The sequence below is a fragment of the Neiella holothuriorum genome (assembly GCF_019457915.1).
In the GTDB taxonomy this organism is placed as follows: domain Bacteria; phylum Pseudomonadota; class Gammaproteobacteria; order Enterobacterales; family Neiellaceae; genus Neiella; species Neiella holothuriorum.
This window is the reverse complement of record NZ_JAHZSS010000014.1, coordinates 26,403-51,470: the sequence shown is the minus strand read 5'-3', so window position 1 is coordinate 51,470 and position 25,068 is coordinate 26,403. Positions and strand designations below refer to the sequence as shown.

The following is a 25,068-nucleotide window of genomic DNA, read 5'->3' as shown; positions in this document are numbered from 1 at the left end:
GTCGCACAGTCACTGTAAGTGATTCAATCGATATCTCCTTGGCTTACAGTCTATTTTTAAATGTAATGTATTGATTTTACTTGATAATGGTAGGTTTCTTGGGTTTGTTACTTAATGTTGGCAATTTAGTAAATGATTTGATGTGATTGCTGAAAATAATGGTGGGCGTATCTTAATCACAGGTCAGCGCAGTTAGGGAAGATGGAGTTACAGGAGTAACGGCAGGAGCCGGCTGATTGAGTTGGATGCTCAACCAAATCAGGACGATTTGGAGACCTAAGCCCACAAGGACTGGGTAGGATGCGATCGGGATGATCACAGGGGAAAATGGAACGCGAAAGCGGCAGCATGGACGCTGGATTGTTCAGGATGAATGATACGAGAAGTAAGTGGGATGCTTACAAAGCCGGGGCTTGAAGAGGCCCCGGCTTTTTTGTTGTGTGGGTTTTATTTCTCGATGTTGGCGCTAAACCTTAAAGCGACCAACTAACTGAGACACTTCTGCCGTATGTTGGCCAACTCGCTCGTTGGCGGTTGTGACATCAACAGTAATCGCATAGGTCTCTTCGGCGATTTGCTTAATACGTACTCCATTCTCTGAGATTTGATCCGCGGTGCTACTCTGCTCTTCGGAAGCTGCAGCTATTTGCGTATTCATGTCGGCGATGGACTTAACGGCAACACTGATTTGCTCCAGTACGTCACCAGTTTGCGCTGCAAATTCAACAACTTGTTGAGTGCCGTTTTGACTTGCTTTCATCGCGAGCACGGCGGCGGCACTTTCGCTTTGGAGGCGTTCAATAATATCGCGAATCGAACTTGTTGATTCTTGAGTTCGCTGTGCCAGCGTTCGCACTTCGTCGGCTACCACGGCAAAGCCTCGCCCTTGTTCGCCCGCTCTGGCCGCTTCAATGGCTGCGTTCAATGCCAGTAAATTGGTTTGTTCGGCAATACTACTGATGACGTCCATAACGGTGCCAATTTCATGACTGCCACTTTCAACTCGTTGAATAACCTGAGCTGATTTATCAATAAAGCTGACTAACTCTTCAATACTTTCAACGGTTTTGTTAACCACGGCTCGGCCATTATCAACATCGCCATCTGCTTGGCGGGTGGCATTCGCGGCATCATTGGCGTTGCGAGCAACTTCCTGAACGGTTGCTGCCATCTCGGTTACAGCGGTGGCAATTTGATCATTTTCGTTTTGCTGATTTGAGGTGGCTTGCTGCGCTCTACTGATATGTTGTGTGGCTTCTCCAAGTTCGTTGTTAAGCCCTGTCATGGCACCTTTGATATGACCGATGATGCCAGCTTGGTTTTCGATAAAGGCATTAAAAGCCAAACAAAGTTCGGCAACTTCATCTTTGCCTTTTGTTTCGATGCGATGCGTTAAGTCGCCTTCGCCTTCGGCAATATCTTTAATACGGTCGCGTACATCGCGCAATACCGATGCCGAACTTGCTGCTGTGAAATACACCAAACTAAAGGCAACTAACATACCGGAGATCGCCACCACCCATATGGTTAATGTGGCTTGCTGGCGAGTTTGCTCCGAGTGGCTAATGCTGGCAGTGGCTTCTTGTTCAGTCAGCTCTGTGAGCTGATCGATTAAACCTCGGGCACGTTCAAATTGTTGGGTTGATTCATTGATGCTCATGGCTTGAGCGGATTGCTGATCTGATTGGGCGGTGCGTAATACTCGGCTAGAGGTTGATTGCCATTGTGATAGCTCGGATTGAAACGTTTGGTAGCGCTGCACTTGTGCGCTATCGGTTGCCAATGCTTGTGCTTGCTTAACTCGGTCGGCGGCTTGTTGAATGTTTTCTTGATGCTGTTGCTGTAATCCGCGGTAGGCTGAATCTGAGTCAGAAATCGTGACTAAGGTGCGCTCGGCCAAGATCGATTGGTATAAGTCGCGATCGGCCTGCAACAACAAATTAATGCGTGGCAAAATGCTATTCGTTACTTCCTTGGTATCGTTGCCCATTTGCTTGGTTGCATTCACGGTAACAGCAATCAATATGACAATCGCTAACCCGAAAATCGCTGCAATGAACATTTGCTTCGCCATGAAGCGCAAATTGTGGAGCCATCCCATACATCACCTGCTGCTTAAATAAAGGTTGGACTTAACTCTAGCAGTGAAAAGCGACTTATCCATTTAATACCAAAGGAAAAGCCTGATTGGGTGATGCTTGCTGCAAAATCTACATGTGGCCCCCGTTATGCTTGGGCGCCACACCTAAACGCAATGTCTACCGACTGACTTTATGGGCGGGCTAGCTGTTGAAACAGTTGACCAATAGCGGCCGCGAGAGCAGCTGAACGATTTGGAGCGCGCAAGGCGGTTAGCGCTGCATCTCGGCATTCTGGCAATGCGGACAAATCGGCAACTAGGCTGGTAAATACCTCATGGCCTTGTGGGCAAGCGACGACGGATTCGAGCAGTTTGTGAACCTGCTCGGCATTGCTGAACTGCTGCCAGTGACGCGCACATAAGGTGATCAGCATATCAACCGATGGTGAAGCGTCGAGCAACTCCGAAATGACTGGCGTAAGCGCTTTAACTTGGCCGCCCGTTAGTGAGCGCAGCCAAAATGGGTCGCGTTTTGAAGGGGGCAAACCCAGTAAGGCGAGCTGCAACGATGGCGGCAACTGACAATGCTCCAGGCATTGTGATAACGCGCAAAATGCAGGTTCGGGCAACTGATCGAGCAGCTCAGATAATTGTTGTGCAGTGGCTTTGTCCATTCGTTCAACTAAATCAGCGATGCCTTGAAAACCGATGGCTTGCCAACCTGTTTCGGAAGGATACTGGGTGAAATAATTGTGGGCTGACTCGTAGTAGATTGATGCTGGCTGATGTAATTTGGCGCGAATGCGAGCGTTCAATACGGCCAACTTTTCCATTGATGGTTTTAATGAATAAGCATGGTTGTTGAGTGCTTCGGTATCTATCTCGGCATTGGCAATATCTTGGCCCAGTGCTTCGATAACCATACGCAAAAAATCATCGCGAGCCGCGAATACAAGCTTGCTAACTTCATCCAAGGGCAATTTAAGCAACCACAAATATGGCGTATGAACTTGGTCAGGTTTTGAAAATACAACGGCAAAACAGGCATGTCCCTGAATGGGGTAAGGGTAGGGGGCTGCACCCTGTTCAAAGTCAACAAAGTTCTGTTTATCAATACGCCGAATAACACGGCCCATATCGTAAACACTGTACTGGCAGTTACCTAAGGTCAAAACTTGATCTATGGTGCTCATAATTCGGCTTTGCTTGGAGTTTCTATTGGCGGGGCATTGTAAGTGATGTGCCATCATTGGCAAAATCTGTCACCACATCTTTTTTATTTGGATCTTTTATGACCTTTGGTACCCGGCATCAGCAGATGGCGCAGTTACTGGTCAAGTTGACTCAAGAGTTGCAGCTCTTGTCGCTTTGGCAACGCGAACCGCCGAGCCCACAAGCGCTTGCCAGTCGAGAACCATTTTGCGTCGACACGCTTACGTTACCGCAATGGTTGCAGTTTATTTTTATTCCAAAAATGGGCGCGTTGATCCAAGCCGAACAGCCGTTGCCTGTAACCATAGGAATTGCGCCGTTGGCTGAGCAAACTTATCAACATGAGTTGGCAGCAAAGCAAACCTTGATTGAATTGCTGCGAGCTATAGATGATTGCTGACACGCCCCCGCACTTACCCATTGTTTATCGTGATGATTCGCTCGCGGTTATTGATAAGCCAAGTGGTTTACTGGTGCACCGAACGGCATTAGCACGCAAGGAAAAATGGTTTGCGATGCAATTGCTCCGCGATCAATTAGGTTGCCATGTTTACCCTGTTCATCGGCTCGATCGGCCAACCTCCGGCCTGCTAGTCTTTGCATTAAGCGCTGATGTCGCGCGCCAAATGAGCGAGTTGATTCAGGCAAAGCAAATGCACAAGCAGTATTTAGCTTTGTGTCGCGGTTGGTTATTTGGGCACGGCACCATCGATTACCCACTAAAAGAAGAATTAGACAAAACGACTGATAGCAAAGCACAACTTGATAAAGCTGCGCAGGCGGCCGTTACTCATTATCAGGCGATTGCTCATTTAGAGTTGCCTTATGCGGCAGGGCGTTATCAAAGTTCGCGCTTTACTTGGTTGCAACTGGAGCCTGAAACGGGCAGAAAACATCAATTGCGCCGTCACTTAGCGCACCTGCGGCACCCGATTATTGGTGACACCACCCATGGTGATGGTCGCCAGAATAGAGCTTTTGCCGAGCATTCGGGGTGCCACCGACTTATGTTGCACGCTAAATCATTAACATTTGAACATCCGATAAGCGGTAAATTACTTGAATTAATCGCACCGCTGCCGCCCGAGTGGCAGCGTTTACAAGCATCACTGAACTGGCCGAGCCAAATTAATCACGCCATTTATTAGAAGGACAACCGTAAAATCATGACCAAATTAGCCATTGTTGTTGGTTCCGTATTTGGCGGAGCAACTAACTTAGCAGAGCAAATTGCTGAACAAGCAAAACAGCACGATGTTGAAGTGACAATCTTTGAAGACGCAGCGTTAGCTCCGGTTCAGTCATCTCAAGCTGATTGTTGGCTGATCGTGACATCAACCACAGGGCAAGGTGACTTACCACCTAACATTGAGTTGTTTTTTAGTGAGTTACAGTCTGTTTTTCCAATGTTAGATCAACAAAAAACAGCCGTTATCGCAATGGGTGACTCTAGCTACGTTGATAGCTTCTGTGGTGCTGGCGAGCAGATACATAATTTATTGCTGGAGCTTGGTAGCCCTCAACTCGTCCCTATGCTGACCATTGATGCGACTGAAGATTTTGAACCTATGAATGGGGCAAAACTCTGGTTGGCTGAGTTTTTTGATGCGCTGAGTTGAGGCTATTGAGGGGCAATATTTTGGGTAATTCACATTGCGCCAAAGTGGTGCAGTTGTGAGACCGTTTTCTATTTGAGCTGTGCCACATCTTGGTAACAACGGCTGCCCAGATGCTAATTAAATGTGACGGCCGTCACGGATGATGGGGCGGCCCACCTCTACTATCAGCGCCGTTAACAAGTTGAACTACAACTTACTAACACCTTGTTGTGCAGAAGTCAGCGCTTGATATTTGCTGTTCTACTGCGGAAAAAAATAAGAACCAATCACATGCAATTGTCATCAGACTGAAACCGTTGACAGTTAAAAAGTGTAAAAGTTCACGAATAACTGAAAAAAAATCTCAATTTACCTGACAGGACGGTGAATTGAACTATCTTTCACTGTCGTAACCGATAGTTACGCACAGTAAAAGTGCAGCGAGCGATGGCTACGGTCGCTGTAACAATAAAAATGACACCACCTAAAAGGTGGTTGCCCCTTGGGGGGCGTTGAGCGAGAAATTTTTCGCACACGTAAATGGGTAATAGTGAAAAGCTGCGGCTTTTCAATACAACTGATAAGGGAAGTCATCATGACTCAAATCAAAGCACTTTCTGCAGCTGTGTCTGCAGTCCTTCTATCTGCAAGCGCTATGGCAGTGGATTTTCACGGTTATGCTCGCGCAGGTATGTCTACAACTGATGATGGTGGTGAGCAAACTTGTTACGGCAGCGGTGGTGCCGGTCACCTAGCTGGTCGTCTTGCTGATGAATGTGATACCTACGTTGAATTGCAATTCGGTCAAGAACTCTATAACCAAGGTGGTAAAAAATTCCGCGTTGAGTTCATGCCTGTATTTACTTCCGAAAATGATTTTCAAGGTAACTCAGCTCAGTGGAACAGCACTTATAACAACCCAGCGAACAGCGACAATGATGGCGAAGTCAATGCTTGGCGCGGTGGTGACTGGTCTATGCGTCAAGCCTATGCGGCTGCTGAAGGCGTTGTAGGTTTTGCACCAGAAGCAACTCTTTGGGCTGGTAAGCGTTTCTACCAACGTAAAGACATCCACATTATGGATTGGTACTACCTGAACAACTCAGGCTACGGTGTTGGTTTGGAAAATATTGAGTTGGGCGCGGGTAAACTTTCTGTTGCTTGGATTAACATGGATCAGCACGTTAGTGACGGCACTGTTGATTACTCAAATGACATCGTTCAAAACAACAAATTGGACGTTCGTTATTCGGGCATTCAATTATGGGAAGGCGCATCGTTAGAAGTTGCCGCAATCTATGGTTGGGCTGACTTGACTGAAACTCAAGATGACGCTGGTTACGATGACGAAGACGGTTATTTCTTAACGGCTGAAATCACTCACGGTTTGATGGGTGGCTTTAACAAGATTGTTGTTCAATACGCAGCTGACTCTATGGGTGACTCAGCGTATGACAACCACGGTGGTGAATCTACGTTGTCTACACCTTGGTGGGGCGGCTCGAAAGAATCTTCATTCCGTATCATCGACTGGGGTGTGGTTAACCTAGGCGAGAAAATTGAGTTGGGTTACTCCTTCATGTACGCCGCGGCAGAAACGTTCGACGATACGCTTGCCGAAGATGAACCAACTCGTATGAGCGTTGTATTCCGTCCTATGTATAAGTGGGATGACGTGATGAAAACCACGCTTGAAGTTGGCTACACTGAAGAAGACGATGTAAGCAGCGGTGACTCAAACGATTTGTCTAAAATCGTGGTTGCTCAAGAGTGGTCTGCAGGTCCAAGTTTCTGGTCTCGTCCAAGCATCCGCTTGTATGCTGGTGCATTCTTTGGCGACCAAGCTGAAGCACGTGATGACGATGGCAACCTACGCATCGGTGCTCAGATGGAAGCTTGGTGGTAAGCCTTCTATAAAACCTTATTAAGGTTTTAAGCAAAACCCCCGCTAGCCTTGCTATTCGGGGGTTTTTTCTTTAGCTTTCATGAGCTAATTATAATATTTTCGTTCTAATCTAGATTACCTAGATGGATGTTTTGTTGAGGGGAGTTGTGTGACTCGAAATAAGTTTTCTTTGGTAGCGACTGGCTTTCTAGCCGCTAGTTTATTTTTAGGTTCGGTTGCCCCTGCTGCCGCGTATGATGAGCCTTCAGCAAGTGAGTTGGTTTCGTCTCTGAGTCAAACGAACGACTGCTGTGCCAGTATTGCTGAGTTTTCATTTCAGCCCATGGCCATTGATGGCATCGTTGATTTGATGATTGACGCAAACTCGCCCGCCTATTCTTTTCCAAGTGGTAAAAGCTACTTTGCAGCTATTAAGTTGCCAGACAATGTGCCTACCTTTTCTGTCTACATAAAAAGCCGGGCCAAGAAATCAGTATTCGCTCCTGCTGCTTTATTACTAGACGCTAATCGACAGCCTGTTCGAGTGATTCCTGCTGCCGCTGCTCGCTACACACCTGCTGAAATGTTGGATTACGATTCGCTCGATCTATCATTTACGATTGAGCGCTCATATTTAGATAACCCCAAAACCGAATACTACATGGTGATCTTGACCACGCCAGCGGACATGGCTGGGCAAACACAAATGATTCACCCTGCAAAGCTTGCAGCTGAGCGAAGTAATACGGTTCCACCCGATATTGCCGATCCAATTGCTCGCCATTCTCCGGGCGGTTTAATCAATGTTGAACTGCGCTCGGGAACGGTAGAATCAAATGCAGATTTCCTATCACGTATCGGCAATACAGTGAACTCTTGGTTTGGTGTTGAAGAAGCACCTTTTCAGCAAGCTACTCAGGGTGTGCAGGTCACAGGAAGTGAGGCAACCGCTGGTGGTATGTCTGTTGTGCCGGTACAGCCCGCTTCTGGTGGCGATCTGCAACGCTCTCCAACGCCTGGCATGCAAACCCCGGTTGCTCGTCCTGCGGCGGTTGATATGTTGCCTGAAACAGAAGCTTTCTATAATCAATTGATCACGACCAAAGTTGACGATGGTGACATTGACGCGGCGATGCGACTGGTAGAAGAAGCCGAGCGAGCCGGTTCTAAAACAGCTCGTTCAGCGTTCGTTGATGCGGTGAAATCACTCAAATAATCGATGCTCTTGCGTGGCTAAGTGCCCACTTAGCCACGCTTCCTCTTATTCTTTCCCGTCCCTAGCCGTACCGATTGCGGTACACTTTTTACACAGCCCTCTCGGAACAGAGCTATATTTGTGACATGGATCCGGTTATACTCCGCGCCCCGGTCATCCCACTCCGCGACTTAATGTGCAGCTTTTCTGGTGGCGACTAGGCTAATTGGATACATGTCTTGCGGTGCAAGAACACTCCATTCACGTATTTTTCTCTTAAGGCGCGTTAATGTCAGAACAACCCACTGCGAGTTTCGCTGATCTGGGCTTACCCGATCACCTTCTTAAAGCCCTACAGGAAGTAGGTTATGAAACCCCTTCGCCAATTCAAGCGGCGACCATTCCTCATGTGTTGAATGGACACGATGTGCTGGGGCAAGCACAAACCGGTACAGGGAAGACCGCAGCATTTGCGTTGCCGTTAGTTGCCAATATCGATGTCAATGCTCGTAAACCACAAGCGTTGATTCTTGCTCCTACTCGCGAATTGGCCATTCAGGTTGCTGAAGCGTGCCAAAAGTATGCCGCTCACCGACGTGGTTTTCACGTGTTGCCAATCTATGGCGGCCAAAACTACAGCAGTCAGATCCGCTCATTGAAGCGTGGTGTTCAGGTTGTTGTTGGTACGCCGGGCCGTGTGATGGATCATATGCGTCGGGGCACACTTGATTTAACCGAGCTGAAAACACTGGTACTTGATGAAGCTGACGAAATGCTACGCATGGGCTTTATTGATGATGTTGAGTGGATTTTAGAGCAATTGCCTGCAGAGCACCAAACAGCCTTGTTCTCGGCCACGATGCCAAAAGAAATTAAGCGCATTGCAACACGCTATTTAAATGATCCGAAAGAAGTCACTATTAAAGTGAAGACTCAAACCGCCTCGACGATTCGTCAGCGCGTTTGGATGGTAAGTGGCCTTCATAAACTCGATGCGTTGACGCGTATTCTAGAGTCTGAACCATTTGACGGTATGATCATCTTTGTTCGTACTAAAAACTCGACTGAAGAATTGGCAGAAAAATTACGTGCTCGTGGTTATGCTGCTGCTGCTCTAAATGGTGATATGCCACAGCAAGCGCGTGTTCGCACTGTTGAAGGCCTGAAATCCGGTGATGTTGATGTGCTGATTGCCACTGACGTTGCGGCTCGTGGTTTGGACGTTGAACGCATTAGTCACGTACTGAACTATGACATTCCTTACGATACTGAAGCGTATGTGCACCGAATTGGTCGTACTGGCCGAGCTGGTCGCAGTGGTGAAGCTATTTTGTTTGCTGCGCCGCGCGAGCGCCGTATGTTGAAATCGATTGAGCGTGCAACGCGTCAACAAATTGAATTGATGCAGTTGCCTACCACGGATGCTGTTAATGATATCCGTATTCAACGCTTTAAAGATCGCATTACCGAAAGTCTTGGTATTGATGAGGCTGAATTGGCCAAATACCAAGAAATCATTGAGCAATACCAAGATGAGCACAATGTACCGCCGTTGGAAATTGCGTCTGCATTAGTGAAAATGGTTCAGGGTGACTCGCCATTGTTCCTGCAAGATCGCCCGCAGCGCCAACCGAGAGAGCGTGACGATTTTGGTCGTGGCCGAGACCGTGATTCACGCGGTGAACGCCGTGAACGCAAACCTCGCCAACGTCATGACGATGCCGATATGCAAACCTACCAAATTTCACTGGGCTATGAGCATGGCGTCTCACCAAAGCATATTGTTGGTGCTATTGCCAACGAAGCTGGCATTGAGAGTCGCTTCATTGGTGCCATTGAGATTAGTGATGATGTGTCTCGTGTTGATTTGCCTAAAGGCATGCCTGACGATGTATTTGATCACCTCAAAAACGTAAAAATCCTTGGCAAGCCACTGCACATCAAAGTTGCTGAAGGTGAATTTGTTAAGAAAACTGGTCGTAAACCAAGACCGGATCAGGGCAACTTCCGCCGTAAAGAAGGTGGTGATCGACCTCGCAAATTTGATAAGCGAAAGCGAAGCGATAGCAAAAAGTTCTGACCAATTAAAGCACTGCGAAAGCGGTGCTTTTTTCTTTCCTACCTATATATTTCCTTTCTCGTGGCCCTTTGCTAATTGGTAAAATTACGGCAAGTAGCTTCCAATAGGCTCATTTGGTGAGTTACATATAAATCATAGGTTAACGATTGGTATTACCAATAATTTGATTGGTTTATTCATGTCTTAAATTAATATGCTGCTGCTAAATCCCACCAGTGGAGTGCTAGTCAAAGACATTGATCACAGTATTGGTTACAATTTTGATAAATATGCTGACCAATTTGGTTAATCAAATTAGAGTATTCAGGGTGTTTATTGGTAATGCCAATAATCGATTATTAGAACGCTATTGGTTTGTATGAGTTTGCTGGTTGTTCTGCCAAGGTGGCTGAGCACAGCAAAAGGCTTCCAAGGGATAATTTAGAATGAAAAAAACATTACTGTTTTCTGCCATTGCTATGGCTTTGGCTGGTTGTAGCGGCGATACCGACCATAGCGTCGGCAACATGCGCGGTACCGCAACGCTGAATGGCAATCCAGTTGTTGGTGTAACAATGTCTGTAACTATTGATGACTCTGATGGTTATCAGATTGGTACAGAAACTTACTCTTGGACAGCCGACGATCAAGTTCTAAGCGGTGTAACCGGCAGCGAATACACACTGACCGAAGCTGAGTTGGGCAAAACCATTCGTGTAGGCGTTCAATACACCGACCGCGGCAATACGTTTGAAGATATTCAAACTCAACGCACTGCAGAAATTGTTGCGAATGAAGCCGGCGTAGTAACGATTACCTTAACGCCAGTAGATGATTCGTTTGATGTGCCTATTGTTGGTGACACAGTAACTGCTAGTGTTACTGACATTGCCGGTACTGAAACCTCTGAGTTCATGTACCAGTGGTTAGCTGATGACGTTGCTATCGATAATGCGGTAGAGCAAAGCTACATCATCGATACTGCCGATGTGGATAAAGTGTTGACCGTGCAAGTTGACTACACCGATGATGCCGGAGTGGAAGAAACTATTGTTTCTGATGCTACCGACCCAGTTGAAGATGGTAGCGATACAGGCCCAAATATTGACAACAATGTTGTTGAGTTCTCTGATACTTCTACATCCCAAGGTGGGCAGCTGCGCTACAAAATGAGCTCGTCAGACATGATCACCAACGGTAAGCTGACGGTTCGCTTTAATAAAGAAGATGTAATGGATACCGATGGCAACGCGAAGGACGCCTACATCACCCTTTACGGTACTTCTACCAGTAACAGCAACGCCCTGTTGGATCTGCGTATTCAGAGCGAAGCTTTCATTATTCGCGATAGTGAAACTGCTGTTCCTGATACCTTCACTTTCCGCACTTGGAATGACGTAGAAGTTGTTTGGGATACAAGCGCTCGAGAAGTTACTTTGACTATTAATGACGGCACCCCAATCACTTATACTCCAACGCCAGCCAATGGCTCTACTGCTTGGGATACTCTTTCTGGCGGTGTTCAAACTGTGCAGTTCAAGGTAGGTGATAGCGGTTCAACTATTCCAACCGGCAGTTACTATATCGATGATTTCTATCTATACTCTGATGCAGCTGGTACAGCAGTTCAGTTCTCAGATGACTATGAAAGTTATGATAGAAACTATTCATTATCAGACGCCGATGGCTACAATGCTTCAACTTATGAAGCAGAAGTTATTCAGCAAAAATATGAATAATTTTGTCGCGCGTGGCTAACGCACGCGTTTGAGATGAAACCGCATGCTCTTGTAGTGCATGCGGTTTTTTTATAAGCATTTTTTACTCGAATGATGAGCCCTTTTTGGCGCAAATTAAGCACCACTTGTGAGCTAACTCTTGTATTCTTTACCCCACGCTTAAAATTTGCCACCCGCTTATGAAAACAACCTTGCTTACCCTCGTACACAACACGCCCAACAAACTGGCCTGTATAGGTCGAAACTATGTCGAACATATCAAAGAGCTCGGCAATGAAATTCCCGATGACATGGTGGTGTTTTGCAAACCTAACTCGGCCATTAGCAAGACCTTACACAGTCAGCATCAAGGTGAACCCTTGCATTATGAAGCTGAGCTTTGCTTATTGATTCAGCAAGGTCAAATTGCAGGGGTTGGTGTCGGCCTTGATCTTACGAAGCGCGACCTACAATCCAGATTGAAAGCGAAAGGCTTACCTTGGGAGCGAGCAAAGGCGTTTGATGGTGCGGCGGTTCTTAGTGACTTTGTTGCACTTGATCATGTACCTGATGAGCTGCGCTTTGAACTTTGGGTGAATGATGAACGTCGCCAATACGGTGAGCCGGCTCTGATGATGTACAAGCCGCCACAAATACTCGCTGAGTTGCAGAGCTTTATGACATTGCAAGATGGTGATGTTGTGATGACTGGGACGCCGAAAGGCGTTGGAGCCGTGGAGGCGGGTAAGGACTACCAAGTTAAGTTATTTGTGGGCGAACAATGCGTGCTAAGCCAGCATTGGCCGGCACAACCCTAGTTGTTTGCAGCTAAGTAAGTACTGTGCTCATGGCTATTGGTACTGGCTTGGGTTTGTTATGATGTGCGGCCAGAACGGGGCATCAAGGCATCTGTTCGCCGATCACGCTATTTGGACTGCTAAGTATGTATTGGATTAAATTTTGCGCTTCTGGCCTGTTTGTCTCCATTTATTTTCTGGTGATGCACGAAGGTGAAGGGATCAATGCTTGGGCGCTGTTCTTTTTCTTTTTGTTTGCCATTATTTTGATGAATAAATTGCCGCTGTATTTTCGCCAGCGCGTGATGAAAGAAATGCAAAAGAAGAATATTGATGTCAGTGGGAAACAAGGTGATTCGAAAGGGGCTCCGACCTCAGCTAAATCGAAACCGAAAGCACCGGCTAAACCAAAAGCTGACACATCGGCGGCGCCGGCAACTAAAAAGTAGCCTTACCAAAGCTTCAGGATTTTGCCATCACGATTGGCAACCGATAATCAAACAAGGGCTTGCTGTGCTAATTGCATGGCAAGCCCTTTTCAGTTCTAGCGTTGGCTAAGCTTCGTCAGGCTGTCACTTTGTTCGGCCGAGTCTGTTACCGTCAAGGTGACTTCCAGGGCGTCTCGTCGGTTAATACGGCCCATCACCCATCGGTAGCTGCCAGCATCAGCGCCGTTGACTTGCCATTGGTGCTGTAAGCCTCGCAGGCCATCTTCTTCATCGTATGCTCGCGATATAGCAATAAAAATACGGCCTAATCTCACCAGTTGGAATCGAGCGGTTGGAGTCGCGTCAGGCGCTGCAATATCAAACGCTACAACCACTGGGTCATGATCGGATGAGCGATAGGCATCGGCGGCGTAAAATAAATCTTGCTGCTCGATCGATTTGTAGCTCAGCGTGTAATCGAGTGCTTTAGGCTCATCGGTATTGATATGCCACTCGGTCACATCGATTAGTGTAGAGGCTAGCGATTCATTCACCAACGCATGGTCAAGTTGGCCGGTTTCACCGCTATACACATAGCTGTAGCTGTTTTCTTTACCGAGCACTTCACTGGCTTGCTGGAAGCCTGCTTGTTCGAGAGTGGTGATGGGATCTTCTTTGGCATAAGCATTCAAGTCGCCCATGATTAACACGGCTTGCTCGGCAAATTGTTGCTCTGTCCATTGAGCAAGCGCCTGTGCTGCTCGAGTCCGCGTGAGGTTGCAGTTGCCTTGGCCAGTGGTGCTGTCATCATCACCGTCACCGCAAGCAGAGCCTTTTGATTTAAGGTGATTGACGATTGCGACAAGGCTGGCTTCATTGTCTAGCTGAAACTGTTGTGCCAACGCTGGGCGGTTCTTCTGGTCATTGAAAAGCGCCACGCCGTCATCGTCGATAGGTGAATTCTCGCTTGTTAAAATCTGCGGCTCAGCAACAGGCGAGACCACGTCTGGACGGTAAAGCAAACCGACCGCGATTTCATCGGTGCCAATGGGGCCGCCGGCATCAATAAACGCCCAGTTTTGACCGCTGGCGGTGGCGAGTAGGTTAGTTAACTCGGCAATGGCTGATAGCTCGCCATAGCCATCGTTTTCAATTTCCATTACGCCAATGATATCGGCGTCGAGCGTAACCATCGCTTCAATGAGTTTGGCTGATTGGCGACTCAATTCTTCTGCAGACTCAGCGCCGCGAGCAGTAGGGAACCCATCGCCTTCACCATCGCCGTTGAAGAAATTCAATACATTAAAGCTAGCGACCTTTAGGTTGCCTTCCGTTAATATTTCAGGAGCAAGGGTACGCGGATTTGTCGCCGAAAATTCAACATCTGAGGTCGGATAAACGCGATATTCCGAATAGCTGTAGTACATGACCCCTACGGCACTGTCGACGGTGTCGCCGACACGCAATGTATTGTCAGCGCTGAGGCCTCCAGTTGGAAACGGGACATTAGCAGGGTTTTGGGCTGTGGAACCATCATCCAACAGCAATTTGTTGAGTTCATTTTGAGCATCAATGGCTTGTGATTCGTCCCCTGGGGTGGCAATTTGCGTTGGGATCCAACGGCGACCATTGGCCAGTAATACTTCGCCGTAACGACCCAAGTTATAGACTTCATTGACGGTCAAGTCGCTCAGTTGAACGCGCATGCCTTCTAGCGCTTCAAGTGCTAATGCATCGTCGACCGGTAACACAACGTCATATGGTGTAGGCAGGCTGCTGCTACCACAATGGACTAACTCATTAATGCTGGATAACTGGCTGTTGTCGTAATATTCACCCGCATAACCACTCAGGCGAATTTCATCACCTTCTGCTAAATCAAAACTTGCAGAGCCGGTAAACACAAAAATACCGTCGGATGTTGTGATATCGCCATCGCCAAAATCTTGTAGGTAAAAACCATTTTGGCTTTCCACAATGGCCGTCACCACGCCTTCAACTTCAACAAGTTGGCCGTCATAAGGTGTCACATAGCCGCTGCCTTGCAGCTCACCAATTGCTGGTGCGGAACCACCACAAACATTGATTCACCATTGCCAGGGTCTTCGTCATCATTACCGCCATCACCAGTGCCGCCGTCGCCGTTAAAGGCGAGCAAATCAGAGAAATCTTCATTGTCGAATGCTTGCCATTGTTCGCTGGGATCAAACTCATCGCTGATGTTGGTATCCGTCGTCACGGCTAGTCGGCGTAGCCCTCGGTTCTGAGTGTCGACGCCATTAACGCTCCATTCTGAACCAGGATCGAATCCAACTTGGCCAAGGGAGTCCACCACGGTATCACCGTTATATAGCACCACCGCATCATCACCGTTAAACAGGCTTGCTCCCGAAGTGAGCTGAGCAGCGCTGGCGAAACTAGCATCACTATGCGCGTACAAGAAGAACTCGCCAGCTTCGAGCGTGCCATCGAGAGAGATGGAGGTTGAAGCTGTGCTGTTGCCGTTGAAAAACACCTTGATCTGGTAACTGCTCAAGTCCACATCGCTATTACCAGCGTTATATATTTCAATACCTTTATCGTAACTGGCGCCTTCAATGTACTCAGACATAAATACCGTTGCGGCAGCTTGCGGCGCAATAGCGCACGCAATGAAAGCCGCGAGGCGGTTGCGGTTAAACATAGAACAAATCCTTGTGTATTAGGGGTTAACAGAGAGCTGCGAATTGTTTGAAGCCAAGCGCAGAGAGTCGGGCACTAAGGTAAGTGGCCGATATGGATTTTTCGTTGCAGAGAGATGAATTTACGGTGTGAGTTATGTGACGAGAAAAGGGCAAACGTTGTTTGATCGGCGACCGAATCTTAATTCGACAGCGCTAAATTAAATTTAATGAAATTTTATTGATTGTTGAATGCTAAAAAATTTCGCGGCAAATGAGTTAAATCTTTGTGGATTTTAGCGATAAAGCTTGCTTCTAATTCACTGATAAATTTATTGTTAGAACATAAATTACAAAAATTTTTGTTTTGTCGTTTAATTACTTACAAAATTTTCAGTTTCCACTATCTTATCTAAGTTGATGGATCATATTTTTCAAAAAGGCAGGCTATTGATATGACGCAATTTCGCAAGATCTGTACAGGTCTGGTGACTGGCGCAGCAGTGGTGCTGTCGGCTCATCTACCGTTGGCATACGCCAACACCGATGAAACCGCAGTGACCGATAATATTATTCGCCCAGTAAAAATGAAGCGATTAGGAGCTCCAGGTGAACGAAGCATTCGAACCTTTCAGGGGCAAGCAGAAGCGAGCATGCGTACCACGCTCGCTTTTCGTGTTCCGGGGCAACTCGTAGAAATGCCAGCTATTGCCGGCCAGCATGTCAAGCAGGGTGACTTGCTGGCAAGGTTAGATCCGATTGAGTACGAATTAACGCGAGATAAGGCGAAAGCTCATTTTGAGCTAGCTGAAGTTCAATTTAAACGTACCGAGAGGCTTGTTAAAGATCAATTGGTTAGCCAACGCATGCACGATGAAAATCGAGCAACCTTGTCGCGAGCCCAAGCTTTGTTAGAGCAAACAGAGGCGAATGTCGGCTATACCTATTTAAAAGCTCCTTTCGATGGCGTTGTCTCTCGAACGGCAGTTGAAAACTTTGATTACGTTCAAGCCAAGGCTCAAATCATTAGCGTCCAGGCTGATGGCATGACGGATGTGAATATTCAAATTCCACAGCATATTGTCACTCAGTTTACGCGTGAATTTTTTCTCAATTTGCAGGCCGAAGTTCGTTTCGTCGCACAGCCCAGCTATCGGTTTATGGCAACAGTTCGTGAAGTCGAAACAGAAGCCGATCCGCAAACACTGAGCTTTAAAGTCACTTTAACACTGCCAACACCAACTGAATTCAACGTGACTACGGGAATGACTGCGCAAGTCGATGTCGATCTGGCGCCGCTTGATCCGTTACAAGTTGAATACTATGTGGTTCCAAAAACTGCCGTCTTTGAATCAGAGAGTGGCGCCACCCAAGTATGGCGTGTTGCGCCAGATACGATGCAGGCTCACGCAGTGCCAGTAAAAGTTCTAGGCAATGCGCAACGAGGCATTCGGATTTCCGGAGAACTCTCGGCAGGCGATCAAATCGCGACCACGGGTGTTGATGAAATTTCAGAAAATATGGTGGTTCGCGAGTGGATCCGCGAACGTGGTATCTAACGGGAGAGCATACTAGTGAAGCTGAATAATAAATTAGCAATTGCTGTCGGAGTTTGCTCTGCGGTTTTTTTGTCGGCCTGCTCCAAAGCTCCGGCACCGGAGAAAATGGCGCCGCCGGTTGAAACAGTCAAAATTTCAGATGATGTGTTTGGCACGCAGCGAGATTTCCCAGCTGTAGTCCAAGCCAGTGACCAGAGTGATTTAGCATTTCGGGTGTCGGGGGAATTAATATCGCTTCCCGCCATTGGTGGTAAGCAGGTCAAAAAAGGCGATGTGCTGGCAAAGCTTGATCCTGCAGACTTTGTCCGAGCAGTTGAGGATGCGTCAGCAACCTATGATCTCGCCAAGGTCAACTACGAACGCGCTGCCGCGCTGTTAAAAACAGGCTCTATCTCAGCCTCTGAACACGATACGTTAAAGGCTGAGTATGAAATCGCTAAGGCAGACTTAGGGATCGCCAAGGTTCGCCTCGATTTTACTGAACTGAAAGCACCTAAAGATGGCGTGATTGGCTTAGTGGCTGTCGACAACTTTGAGAATGTGCAAGTCGGTGAGCCCATTGTCACAATCAATAGCATGGAAACCATCGACATTGTTATCGATGTTGCAGAACATTTGCTAGCAGTTGCGAATCCTCGCGCAAGTCAAGATGACGTTCAACATCAAGTCACGATTGAAGGCATTGAAGGGGTCTTTTATGCCTCGCGTTATGAAGTTGAATCCGAAAAAGATGACGTGAGTAAAACCTACAAAGCAACCTTGAGAATGAAACGACCAGAGCGTACCGCTATTTTGCCTGGCATGAGCGCGGTGGTTCGAGTCGATATGAACAAGGTTTCACGCGCTGCTTTTTCCGGCTTAGTGCTACCTGGCTCTGCGGTGCTATTTGAACCTTCAAAACCCTTAATGGGAGATAACGCCTTTGTTTGGAAGTTGTCTGAAGCGGGTAATTCGGTGGTGAAACAACCCGTTGAAGTAGAGCAACTCGCTGAGTTTGGTGTGGAAATTAAATCTGGTATAGCGCCAGGAGATGTCATTGTAGTTTACGGCCAGGGCTTATCTGAAGGCGCGGCGGTTAACGTGGTGAAAACCAGGGAGATCAAGGGATGAGCATTGCCGAGTATTTTGTAAAAAATAGAATTATTAGCTGGCTGGTCACCCTAATCTTAGGGCTTGGTGGTGCGGCTGCTTTCACAGGTTTAGGGCAATTAGAAGATCCAGAGTACACCATTAAAGATGCCGTCGTTGTTACTTCCTACCCTGGCGCGTCGCCGCAACAGGTCGAAGAGGAAGTAACCTACAAGCTCGAATTGGCAATTACCCAATTATCCTATATTGATGAAATCACTTCGATTTCTACCGCAGGATTATCGCAAATCACGGTTACCATGCAGAATAGGTATGACAAGCATGACTTGCCGCAAATTTGGGATGAGCTGCGCCGCAAAGTCGGTGACGTTGCTGCTCAACTGCCGCCCGGGGCTTCAACCCCCTTGGTGAATGATGATTTCGGTGATGTATTTGGGATGTTGCTCGCTTTTACCGGTAAAGGCTACTCCTACAAGGAGCTCAATGATTACGTTGATTTCGTCAAGCGTGAACTAGAAGTTATTCCTGGTGTTGGCAAAATCAACCTGGCTGGCGTGCTATCTGAGCAAGTCTTCATCGAAATTTCCTACAAGAAATTATCGGCTTTAGGGATCTCTCCCGACACCATTTATGCCTTATTGAACCAGCAAAATGCAGTGGCGCCGGCTGGAGCATTCCGCCACGGTGATGAATACGTCCGTATTTATTCTACCGGTGAGTTTATGGATGTCGCTGAGCTAGAAAACCTCATTATCGCTGGGGCAGGCTCAGACAAGTTGGTGTATTTACGCGACGTCGCTGATGTGTATCGCGGTTATGAAGAAGTGCCATCAAACCTGTACAACTTCAACAACCAACAAGCCATTACCATGGGTATTTCATTTGCATCTGGTGTGAATGTGGTGGATGTGGGCAAAGTGGTTAGGGATCGTATGGCCGAGCTGGAATACACCAAACCGCTTGGCATGGAAATCGTCCCTATCTACGACCAGCCAGGTTCAGTAGAAGTTTCAGTTCAAGGCTTTATTCTTAACCTTGTGGCCGCAGTCGTCATCGTGGTTGTGGTACTGCTGTTCTTTATGGGCGTCAAAAGTGGCTTGTTGATTGGCTTGATCCTCGCTTTGACCTGTATCGGCAGCTTTATCTTCATGGCGCAGATGGCAATTGACCTGCAACGTATTTCGTTAGGGGCATTGATTATTGCTCTGGGAATGCTGGTGGATAACGCCATTGTGGTGGTTGAAGGCATTCTCATTGGGATGCAGCGGGGCATGTCGAAGGTTAAAGCCGCTGCTGCCATTGTTAAACAAACCATGTGGCCATTGCTTGGTGCAACGGTCATTGCGATTGTTGCCTTCGCTCCAATTGGTTTATCGCAAGATTCAACCGGGGAATTTGCCGGCAGCTTATTCTGGGTGTTGTTAATTTCACTGATGATGTCTTGGTTTACCGCGATTTCAATCACTCCATTCTTTGCTGACTTGTTCTTCAAAGAAGAAAAGCATGATCCAGATGCAGAGCTTGAAGATCCGTACAAAGGCATTGTTTTTGTAATGTACAAAAAGCTCCTGGATACAGCCATGCGGTTTAAATGGGCCACCATTGGTATTTGTATCGCCTTACTGGTTACCTCTCTGTATGGCTTCACCAAAGTTCGACAAGCGTTTTTCCCGCCAGCAACAACGCCAATTTTCTTGGCTGACGTTTGGTTACCGCAAGGTAGCGATATTCGCTATACCAGTGAAGTTGTTGACGAAATGGAAAAGTGGGTCCTTGAACAAGAAGAAGTGAAGCAAGTCACGACCACCATTGGTGCTGGTGCTCAGCGCTTTATGTTGACGTACGAACCGGAAAAAACTTACCCGGCATATGCGCAGTTACTGGTCAATGTAAATGCTCCAGAGCAAATGCATCCGATGATGAAAAAATTGCGCGATACCTTTGCGGAAGATTTTCCTCAGGCGCAAATCAAATTGCGGAATCTGGAAATTGGTCCATCGCCGGCAGGTAAAATTGAGGCACGTTTCACAGGGCCAGATCCGGATGTGTTGCGCGGGTTATCTGAACAGGCGAAGCAAATCTTACGAGACGATCCTGTTGCGACAAACATTCGCGATGACTGGCGTGAGCGCTCGAAATTGATTCGCCCCGTTTACGATGAATCACTTGGACGTCGGGCTGGCGTGTCGCGCTCGGATCTCGATCAAACCCTCGAAATGTCCTATTCCGGCGCAACCGTTGGTTTATATCGAGATGGTACAGACTTATTGCCAATTGTTGTTCGTTTGCCAGAAGATGAACGCGCTGATAGCGCAAGCTACGATGGCTTGCAAGTTTGGAGCCCTGTTCAGAGTCAATACATTCCGATTCAACAGATTGCACCAAACTACGATTTGGCGTGGGAAGATGGCGTGATTCAGCGCATTGATCGGAAACGTACATTAACGGTTATTGCGGACCATGATGTGCTGGGGATTGAAACGGCTGCGCAAGTGTTTGAACGCGTTCGCCCAGCCATTGAAGCTATTCCGTTACCGAAAGGTTACTCACTTGAATGGGGCGGAGAATACGAAGCATCAAATGATGCGTCGGTAGCGGTATTTGGTTCGTTGCCGGGGGGCTTGTTGATTATGTTCCTCATTACCATTTTCCTGTTTAACTCAGTCAAACAACCGTTGGTTATTTGGTGTTGTGTGCCGATGGCTGTAATTGGCATTACCTTTGGCTTATTGCTGCTCGATGCCGCCTTTGGCTTTATGGCGTTGCTCGGAGCCTTGAGTTTGATTGGTATGTTGCTGAAAAACGGTATTGTGCTGCTGGATCAAATTAACCTTGAAATTAAGGAAGGAAAAGAACCCTACCAGGCTGTTTTTGATTCGGGGGTTAGTCGTGTTCGACCTGTATCAATGGCTGCTATTACCACGGTTCTTGGCATGATCCCACTCTTGGGCGATGCCTTCTTCGTTGATATGGCAGTAACCATCATGTTTGGTTTAGGCTTTGCTACCGTATTGACCTTGGTTGTTGTTCCTGTGCTGTATGTTGTGTTCCACGGTTATAAATACCGTCCACTGTCCAGCATGGAATAAACGATTGCACGTACAAAAAACCACCCTCTTGGGTGGTTTTTTTTTTGCGTTTATATCGAGGCATTAACGCTCAATACGCGCAATGGTATACATGATGTTAAATTTACGTTAGTTTCACCGGTACTATGTAGCGCTAACAAAAGGGGATTTTAGAGTGCGTTTTCAAGGAGTTTTATGTGCTGCACTAATGTTGTTCTGCGGAACGTTGCAAGCTAATGACGATGTAATGCAGGCTGAACAGGTGTCAGCAGCACAACAGGGGCGATGGGGCGTTGGAGGAGGCGTCTGGGAAGCATTAGAGCATATGGATATTTATTATGTTCAGCTTTCATATGAATTTCCCGAATACGAACCCTTGTGGGGAATTCGCCCGACGGTACTTGGGATGGTGAGTGATGATGCTGAGTACTATGTAGCAGCTGGCTGGCTAAAGGAATTCAGTATCAATGATAACTGGGACTGGGGATTTGGTAACGTGGTCGGCTACTTTAGCGATAACGACATGTTAGGCCATCATTTAGAATTCTATTCTCGTATTCTAGTGAATTACCAGCTGAGCCCAGAATCCTTTGTACGGGCCGAATTCGGTCACTTATCAAATGCGAGTATTGCTGACCGCAATCCGGGTACGGAAAACTTAGCGTTAACCTATCATTGGCGCTGGTAATCGCAGTGGTTCTAGCCCGCCCGATTGGTTAGCCCTGCAGCCTCAGGATGATGTTGATAGATTTCTGTCCTGTTACGCCCTGTTGCCTTTGCTCGGTACAGGGCAGTATCTGCCGCTCGATACATCGCTTTGACCGTCACTTGTTGTTCGTATTGCACAACGCCAATGCTACAGGTCACCGGTGACGACTTGATACTCGACGCCACTCGCTGACGGATCCGCTCCATCACAAGGTAAGCGTCAGCTGCATCCGTAAAGGGCAGCAACACCGCAAATTCCTCACCTCCAATACGACCCAAGAAATCTGTGTTTCTCAGCATGCCTGCCACTAACTGCACAAACTCTATTAATACCTCATCACCAACATCATGCCCTTGTTCATCATTCACCCGTTTGAAATGATCAATATCGAGCAGAACCAGTGAAAAGTGACTGCTAGGATATCGCGTCGAATCGTTAATTAAGCGGCTTAATTCATCGTCAAAGCGGCGGCGATTAAATGCCCCAGTCAGAGGATCGGTAATGGATTGCTTTCTCAGTTGCTGTTCAAGCTTTTTCTGCTTCGAAATATCAATAAAACTGGCGATATAGTAGTCGGGAGATTTAGACCGCTTGCTCCAATAAATCGCGCTAACTTCTTGCCAGGTAGTGATTAGCTCACCGGACTTGGTTCGGTAGACGATTTCACCTTGCCATTGCCCCGTGGTGTTCAATTGTTGCCAAATCTCTCGAATGTATTCTGACGAATGGAAACCTGAGCGAAATAGCTGAGGAGTTTTCCCCAATGATTCCTTGGCCCGATAACCCATGAGCTGGCTAAACTTGCGATTGGTGGCAATAATTGTTCGATTTTGATCGGTCATTACCGCCGCGGCCATGCCATTTGTTGAGTGCAGCATTAAGCGCTTGGCGTTTTGTTTACTCAGCACTTTTCTCAGCGCAACTGCGAGCAATAAACTCAGCACAATCATCACTAACAATATCGCAAGACTATGTTTGGTTATGGCGGTTAGTGGCCCTTTTAAAGATGCAATAACATCGTCATTGCTAAATTGGGTTAATAAAATGAATTGGTGATCGCTGGCGAATTTGGTGTTGTTATCGGGTTGAATTGTCAGTACCGAATAGGCGCCATTCGTGTTGTCACCAATGTAAATGCCATTGTGATTGTCGGCTTCCATCGATTGCCATAAATCAGGCGCGAACTGGGCAACTGACAAATGAGCTCTCTCAGCTATTACATGACCGTAACTGATATCGGGCGACTCTTCGTAAATGTAATGCCCTTGGGTGCTCAGAATGTCTAAATTGAGTTTGGTAATGCTTTGATGCAGCCTAAAGTTGGAAAGAAAATCGGCGATATTCAGATTGACGACGAGGTAGCCGGTTCGATTCCCTTGCTCGTTCAGTACTGGGGTTACCATTCGCGCAGCAATTAGGTATGGCTTCACGAACTCATTGTGTTCGCGCTCTAAATCGAACAAGGTCAAACCAACTTCGTTATTCGTAAGCGTGGCGGCGTGGCGTATGTAAGGACGGTGACCTTTAAATTGCAGTTGATCGGTGGCGCTGGCCTGCTCTGTTGAGGGGGAAAAATTAACCCTAATTTGCTCTTGACCACTAACATCGATATAGCGAATTTGAACAAAGGTTTGCCACAACTCGGCTTGTTTTTTCCATTTTGCTTCAACATCTTTGCGGGCTTCTTGCGTTCCGTCGGAAGCATAAGCGGTTAGCGATTGATTGGTGGCAAGCAACCGAGTGGTTTGCTCTATATGATTAATTTTGTCTTGTAGAATGCGGCTTAACAGCTGCTGCGCGACAATAGCACTTTGCGACGTATCGAGCCGGTGCTGTTCAATGATCTGCGTTCGTTGGTGTAATGTGAATCCCGCCAGAAGCAATATAAGCGTTCCGAATATACCCATAGCGATAGGCCAAAGTTTGGGCGTTAACTCATTGCATCGAGGCAACATGGCTTCTGTGGTGTGCTTACGAAATGAACTCACTTGCGCGTACCCTAACGATGTGCTGATTAAAAAACACGCATAGTATCTACCGTCAGCTCGACTGGATAAATAACGAATAGGTATAGAATCATTCAAATTTTGAATGATTTTTTTGAGAAAGTGGCGATGAACTCCTCTACAAAGACCTTTTCGCGAAGGGGTTGAAAGTTGCGAGAACGATATAAAAGGTAACCGTGGCGCTGAAAGCCATATTGGCCTTTAAACAACGGAACTAGCGCGCCAGTTTTAAGCTCATCGTCGATAAAGTCCGGCGACGATATGAAGACGCCGAGACCTTGAACCGCCGGGTTTTTCGCGTGGGAAAGGTGATCAACTGTAATCGGTCCTGTGACGTTAATTGTTCGACGCTGACCATTTTCAACATAATGCCATTCAATAAACTTATCGAACTTGTCATTCAGACAAATGCAGGGAAAGCGCTCCAACTCTGACGGGTGCGAAGGCGTGCCGTACTTCTCCAATAAGCTAGGGGCCGCAAAGAAGCTAAATTGGTAAAGCATACTGGGCCGGCTAATTAAGTTTTCATCAGGAGATGGAATGGGTAAAAACCGGATGTCACCGCTAAGAGGCGATTGCCAGTGTTCTGGCGTAATCGAGATAAATTCGAGTTTAATGTTGGGGTATTTCTTTAAGAAATTCGGTATGAAGTTTGTGAGCATTAATTGGGTGGGAACGTAGGACGCTTCAATGATCAAGTTGCCGGCAGGTTCATTTTTACTATGCTCGGCAAATGATTCAGCGTCATGCACGGCTTGCTCAATACGTTGACAGTGACTGACAAACTGTTGCCCAAAGTCAGTCAGTTGTACCGAACGCCCTTGTCGTTCAAACAAGCGCAAACCTAAGTGTTGCTCCAGTTGTTTCACTCGTCGACTAATGGTGGGCTGTGGCATGTCGAGTCGCTCAGCCGCAGCGGTAAAACTGCCGCATTCGACGATGGTCATAAAAATTCGATTGTCATCAAGCAGAAACGACATAAAGCGCCTTACTTATTCATTGAAT

19 protein-coding genes are annotated in these 25,068 nt (G+C 47.1%); 13 read left to right on the top strand and 6 right to left on the bottom strand.

Going from position 1 to position 25,068, the window contains the following annotated elements; genetic code table 11:
- Positions 1 to 466: 466 nt before the first annotated feature.
- Both K0504_RS11965 and K0504_RS11960 read right to left on the bottom strand, forming a co-directional pair.
- Entirely contained in the window at positions 467 to 2,101 is a 1,635-nt protein-coding gene (locus K0504_RS11965) for a methyl-accepting chemotaxis protein (protein WP_220104428.1), read from the bottom strand.
- A gap of 170 nt (positions 2,102 to 2,271) precedes the next feature.
- A complete protein-coding gene (locus K0504_RS11960; protein ID WP_220104427.1) occupies positions 2,272 to 3,273 on the bottom strand; it encodes a DUF3549 family protein in 1,002 nt (333 codons plus the stop codon).
- A gap of 98 nt (positions 3,274 to 3,371) precedes the next feature.
- Here K0504_RS11960 and K0504_RS11955 point away from each other — a divergent pair, with 98 nt between their 5' ends.
- From K0504_RS11955 to K0504_RS11915, 9 genes are all read left to right on the top strand, one after another.
- On the top strand, positions 3,372 to 3,692 hold the full coding sequence (locus tag K0504_RS11955; protein ID WP_220104426.1) for a YqcC family protein: 321 nt from the start codon (positions 3,372 to 3,374) through the stop codon (positions 3,690 to 3,692).
- Positions 3,682 to 4,440, top strand: a complete 759-nt coding sequence (gene truC / locus K0504_RS11950; RefSeq protein ID WP_220104425.1) for a tRNA pseudouridine(65) synthase TruC — start codon at positions 3,682 to 3,684, stop codon at positions 4,438 to 4,440. Before K0504_RS11955 ends, truC begins: the two co-directional genes overlap by 11 nt.
- 18 nt (positions 4,441 to 4,458) lie before the next feature.
- On the top strand, positions 4,459 to 4,911 hold the full coding sequence (locus K0504_RS11945) for a flavodoxin domain-containing protein (protein WP_220104424.1): 453 nt from the start codon (positions 4,459 to 4,461) through the stop codon (positions 4,909 to 4,911).
- 574 nt (positions 4,912 to 5,485) lie between these two features.
- The gene (lamB, locus tag K0504_RS11940; protein ID WP_220104423.1) at positions 5,486 to 6,796 is read left to right on the top strand and encodes a maltoporin LamB; all 1,311 of its coding nucleotides are present in this window, start codon (positions 5,486 to 5,488) and stop codon (positions 6,794 to 6,796) included.
- Between the two features lie 148 nt (positions 6,797 to 6,944).
- A complete protein-coding gene (locus K0504_RS11935; RefSeq protein ID WP_220104422.1) occupies positions 6,945 to 7,991 on the top strand; it encodes a MalM family protein in 1,047 nt (348 codons plus the stop codon).
- Between the two features lie 268 nt (positions 7,992 to 8,259).
- Positions 8,260 to 10,050, top strand: a complete 1,791-nt coding sequence (locus K0504_RS11930) for a DEAD/DEAH box helicase (RefSeq protein WP_220104421.1) — start codon at positions 8,260 to 8,262, stop codon at positions 10,048 to 10,050.
- A 425-nt stretch (positions 10,051 to 10,475) separates the two neighbouring features.
- On the top strand, positions 10,476 to 11,768 hold the full coding sequence (locus K0504_RS11925) for a hypothetical protein (protein WP_220104420.1): 1,293 nt from the start codon (positions 10,476 to 10,478) through the stop codon (positions 11,766 to 11,768).
- Between the two features lie 179 nt (positions 11,769 to 11,947).
- Positions 11,948 to 12,565 (top strand): fumarylacetoacetate hydrolase family protein, encoded by a 618-nt coding sequence (locus K0504_RS11920; RefSeq protein WP_220104419.1) that lies wholly within the window; start codon positions 11,948 to 11,950, stop codon positions 12,563 to 12,565.
- Between the two features lie 125 nt (positions 12,566 to 12,690).
- Positions 12,691 to 12,993, top strand: coding sequence for a hypothetical protein (locus K0504_RS11915; protein WP_220104418.1), 303 nt, complete (start codon positions 12,691 to 12,693; stop codon positions 12,991 to 12,993).
- Positions 12,994 to 13,088: 95 nt separating this feature from the next.
- Here the strand turns inward: K0504_RS11915 and K0504_RS11910 are convergent, their stop codons facing one another.
- Together K0504_RS11910 and K0504_RS11905 are read right to left on the bottom strand one after the other, a co-directional pair.
- Entirely contained in the window at positions 13,089 to 15,002 is a 1,914-nt protein-coding gene (locus tag K0504_RS11910; protein ID WP_220104417.1) for an ExeM/NucH family extracellular endonuclease, read from the bottom strand.
- Positions 14,999 to 15,655: a lamin tail domain-containing protein gene (locus K0504_RS11905; protein ID WP_220104416.1), complete on the bottom strand. Its 657-nt coding sequence runs from the start codon at positions 15,653 to 15,655 to the stop codon at positions 14,999 to 15,001. Before K0504_RS11905 ends, K0504_RS11910 begins: the two co-directional genes overlap by 4 nt.
- A gap of 432 nt (positions 15,656 to 16,087) precedes the next feature.
- Between K0504_RS11905 and K0504_RS11900 the strand changes: the two genes are divergently transcribed.
- From K0504_RS11900 to K0504_RS18580, 4 genes are all read left to right on the top strand, one after another.
- Positions 16,088 to 17,191: an efflux RND transporter periplasmic adaptor subunit gene (locus tag K0504_RS11900; RefSeq protein WP_220104415.1), complete on the top strand. Its 1,104-nt coding sequence runs from the start codon at positions 16,088 to 16,090 to the stop codon at positions 17,189 to 17,191.
- 15 nt (positions 17,192 to 17,206) lie between these two features.
- Positions 17,207 to 18,301: an efflux RND transporter periplasmic adaptor subunit gene (locus K0504_RS11895; RefSeq protein ID WP_220104414.1), complete on the top strand. Its 1,095-nt coding sequence runs from the start codon at positions 17,207 to 17,209 to the stop codon at positions 18,299 to 18,301.
- On the top strand, positions 18,298 to 21,369 hold the full coding sequence (locus tag K0504_RS11890) for an efflux RND transporter permease subunit (protein ID WP_220104413.1): 3,072 nt from the start codon (positions 18,298 to 18,300) through the stop codon (positions 21,367 to 21,369). Before K0504_RS11895 ends, K0504_RS11890 begins: the two co-directional genes overlap by 4 nt.
- A 154-nt stretch (positions 21,370 to 21,523) precedes the next feature.
- Complete coding sequence (locus K0504_RS18580) at positions 21,524 to 22,036, top strand: acyloxyacyl hydrolase (RefSeq protein WP_220104412.1); 513 nt, start codon at positions 21,524 to 21,526, stop codon at positions 22,034 to 22,036.
- Between the two features lie 11 nt (positions 22,037 to 22,047).
- On the opposite strand, the gene K0504_RS18575 is transcribed toward K0504_RS18580, so the two are convergent.
- Entirely contained in the window at positions 22,048 to 24,045 is a 1,998-nt protein-coding gene (locus K0504_RS18575) for a sensor domain-containing diguanylate cyclase (RefSeq protein WP_220104411.1), read from the bottom strand.
- Between the two features lie 92 nt (positions 24,046 to 24,137).
- Entirely contained in the window at positions 24,138 to 25,043 is a 906-nt protein-coding gene (locus K0504_RS11875) for a LysR family transcriptional regulator (RefSeq protein WP_220104410.1), read from the bottom strand.
- Positions 25,044 to 25,068: the final 25 nt, after the last annotated feature.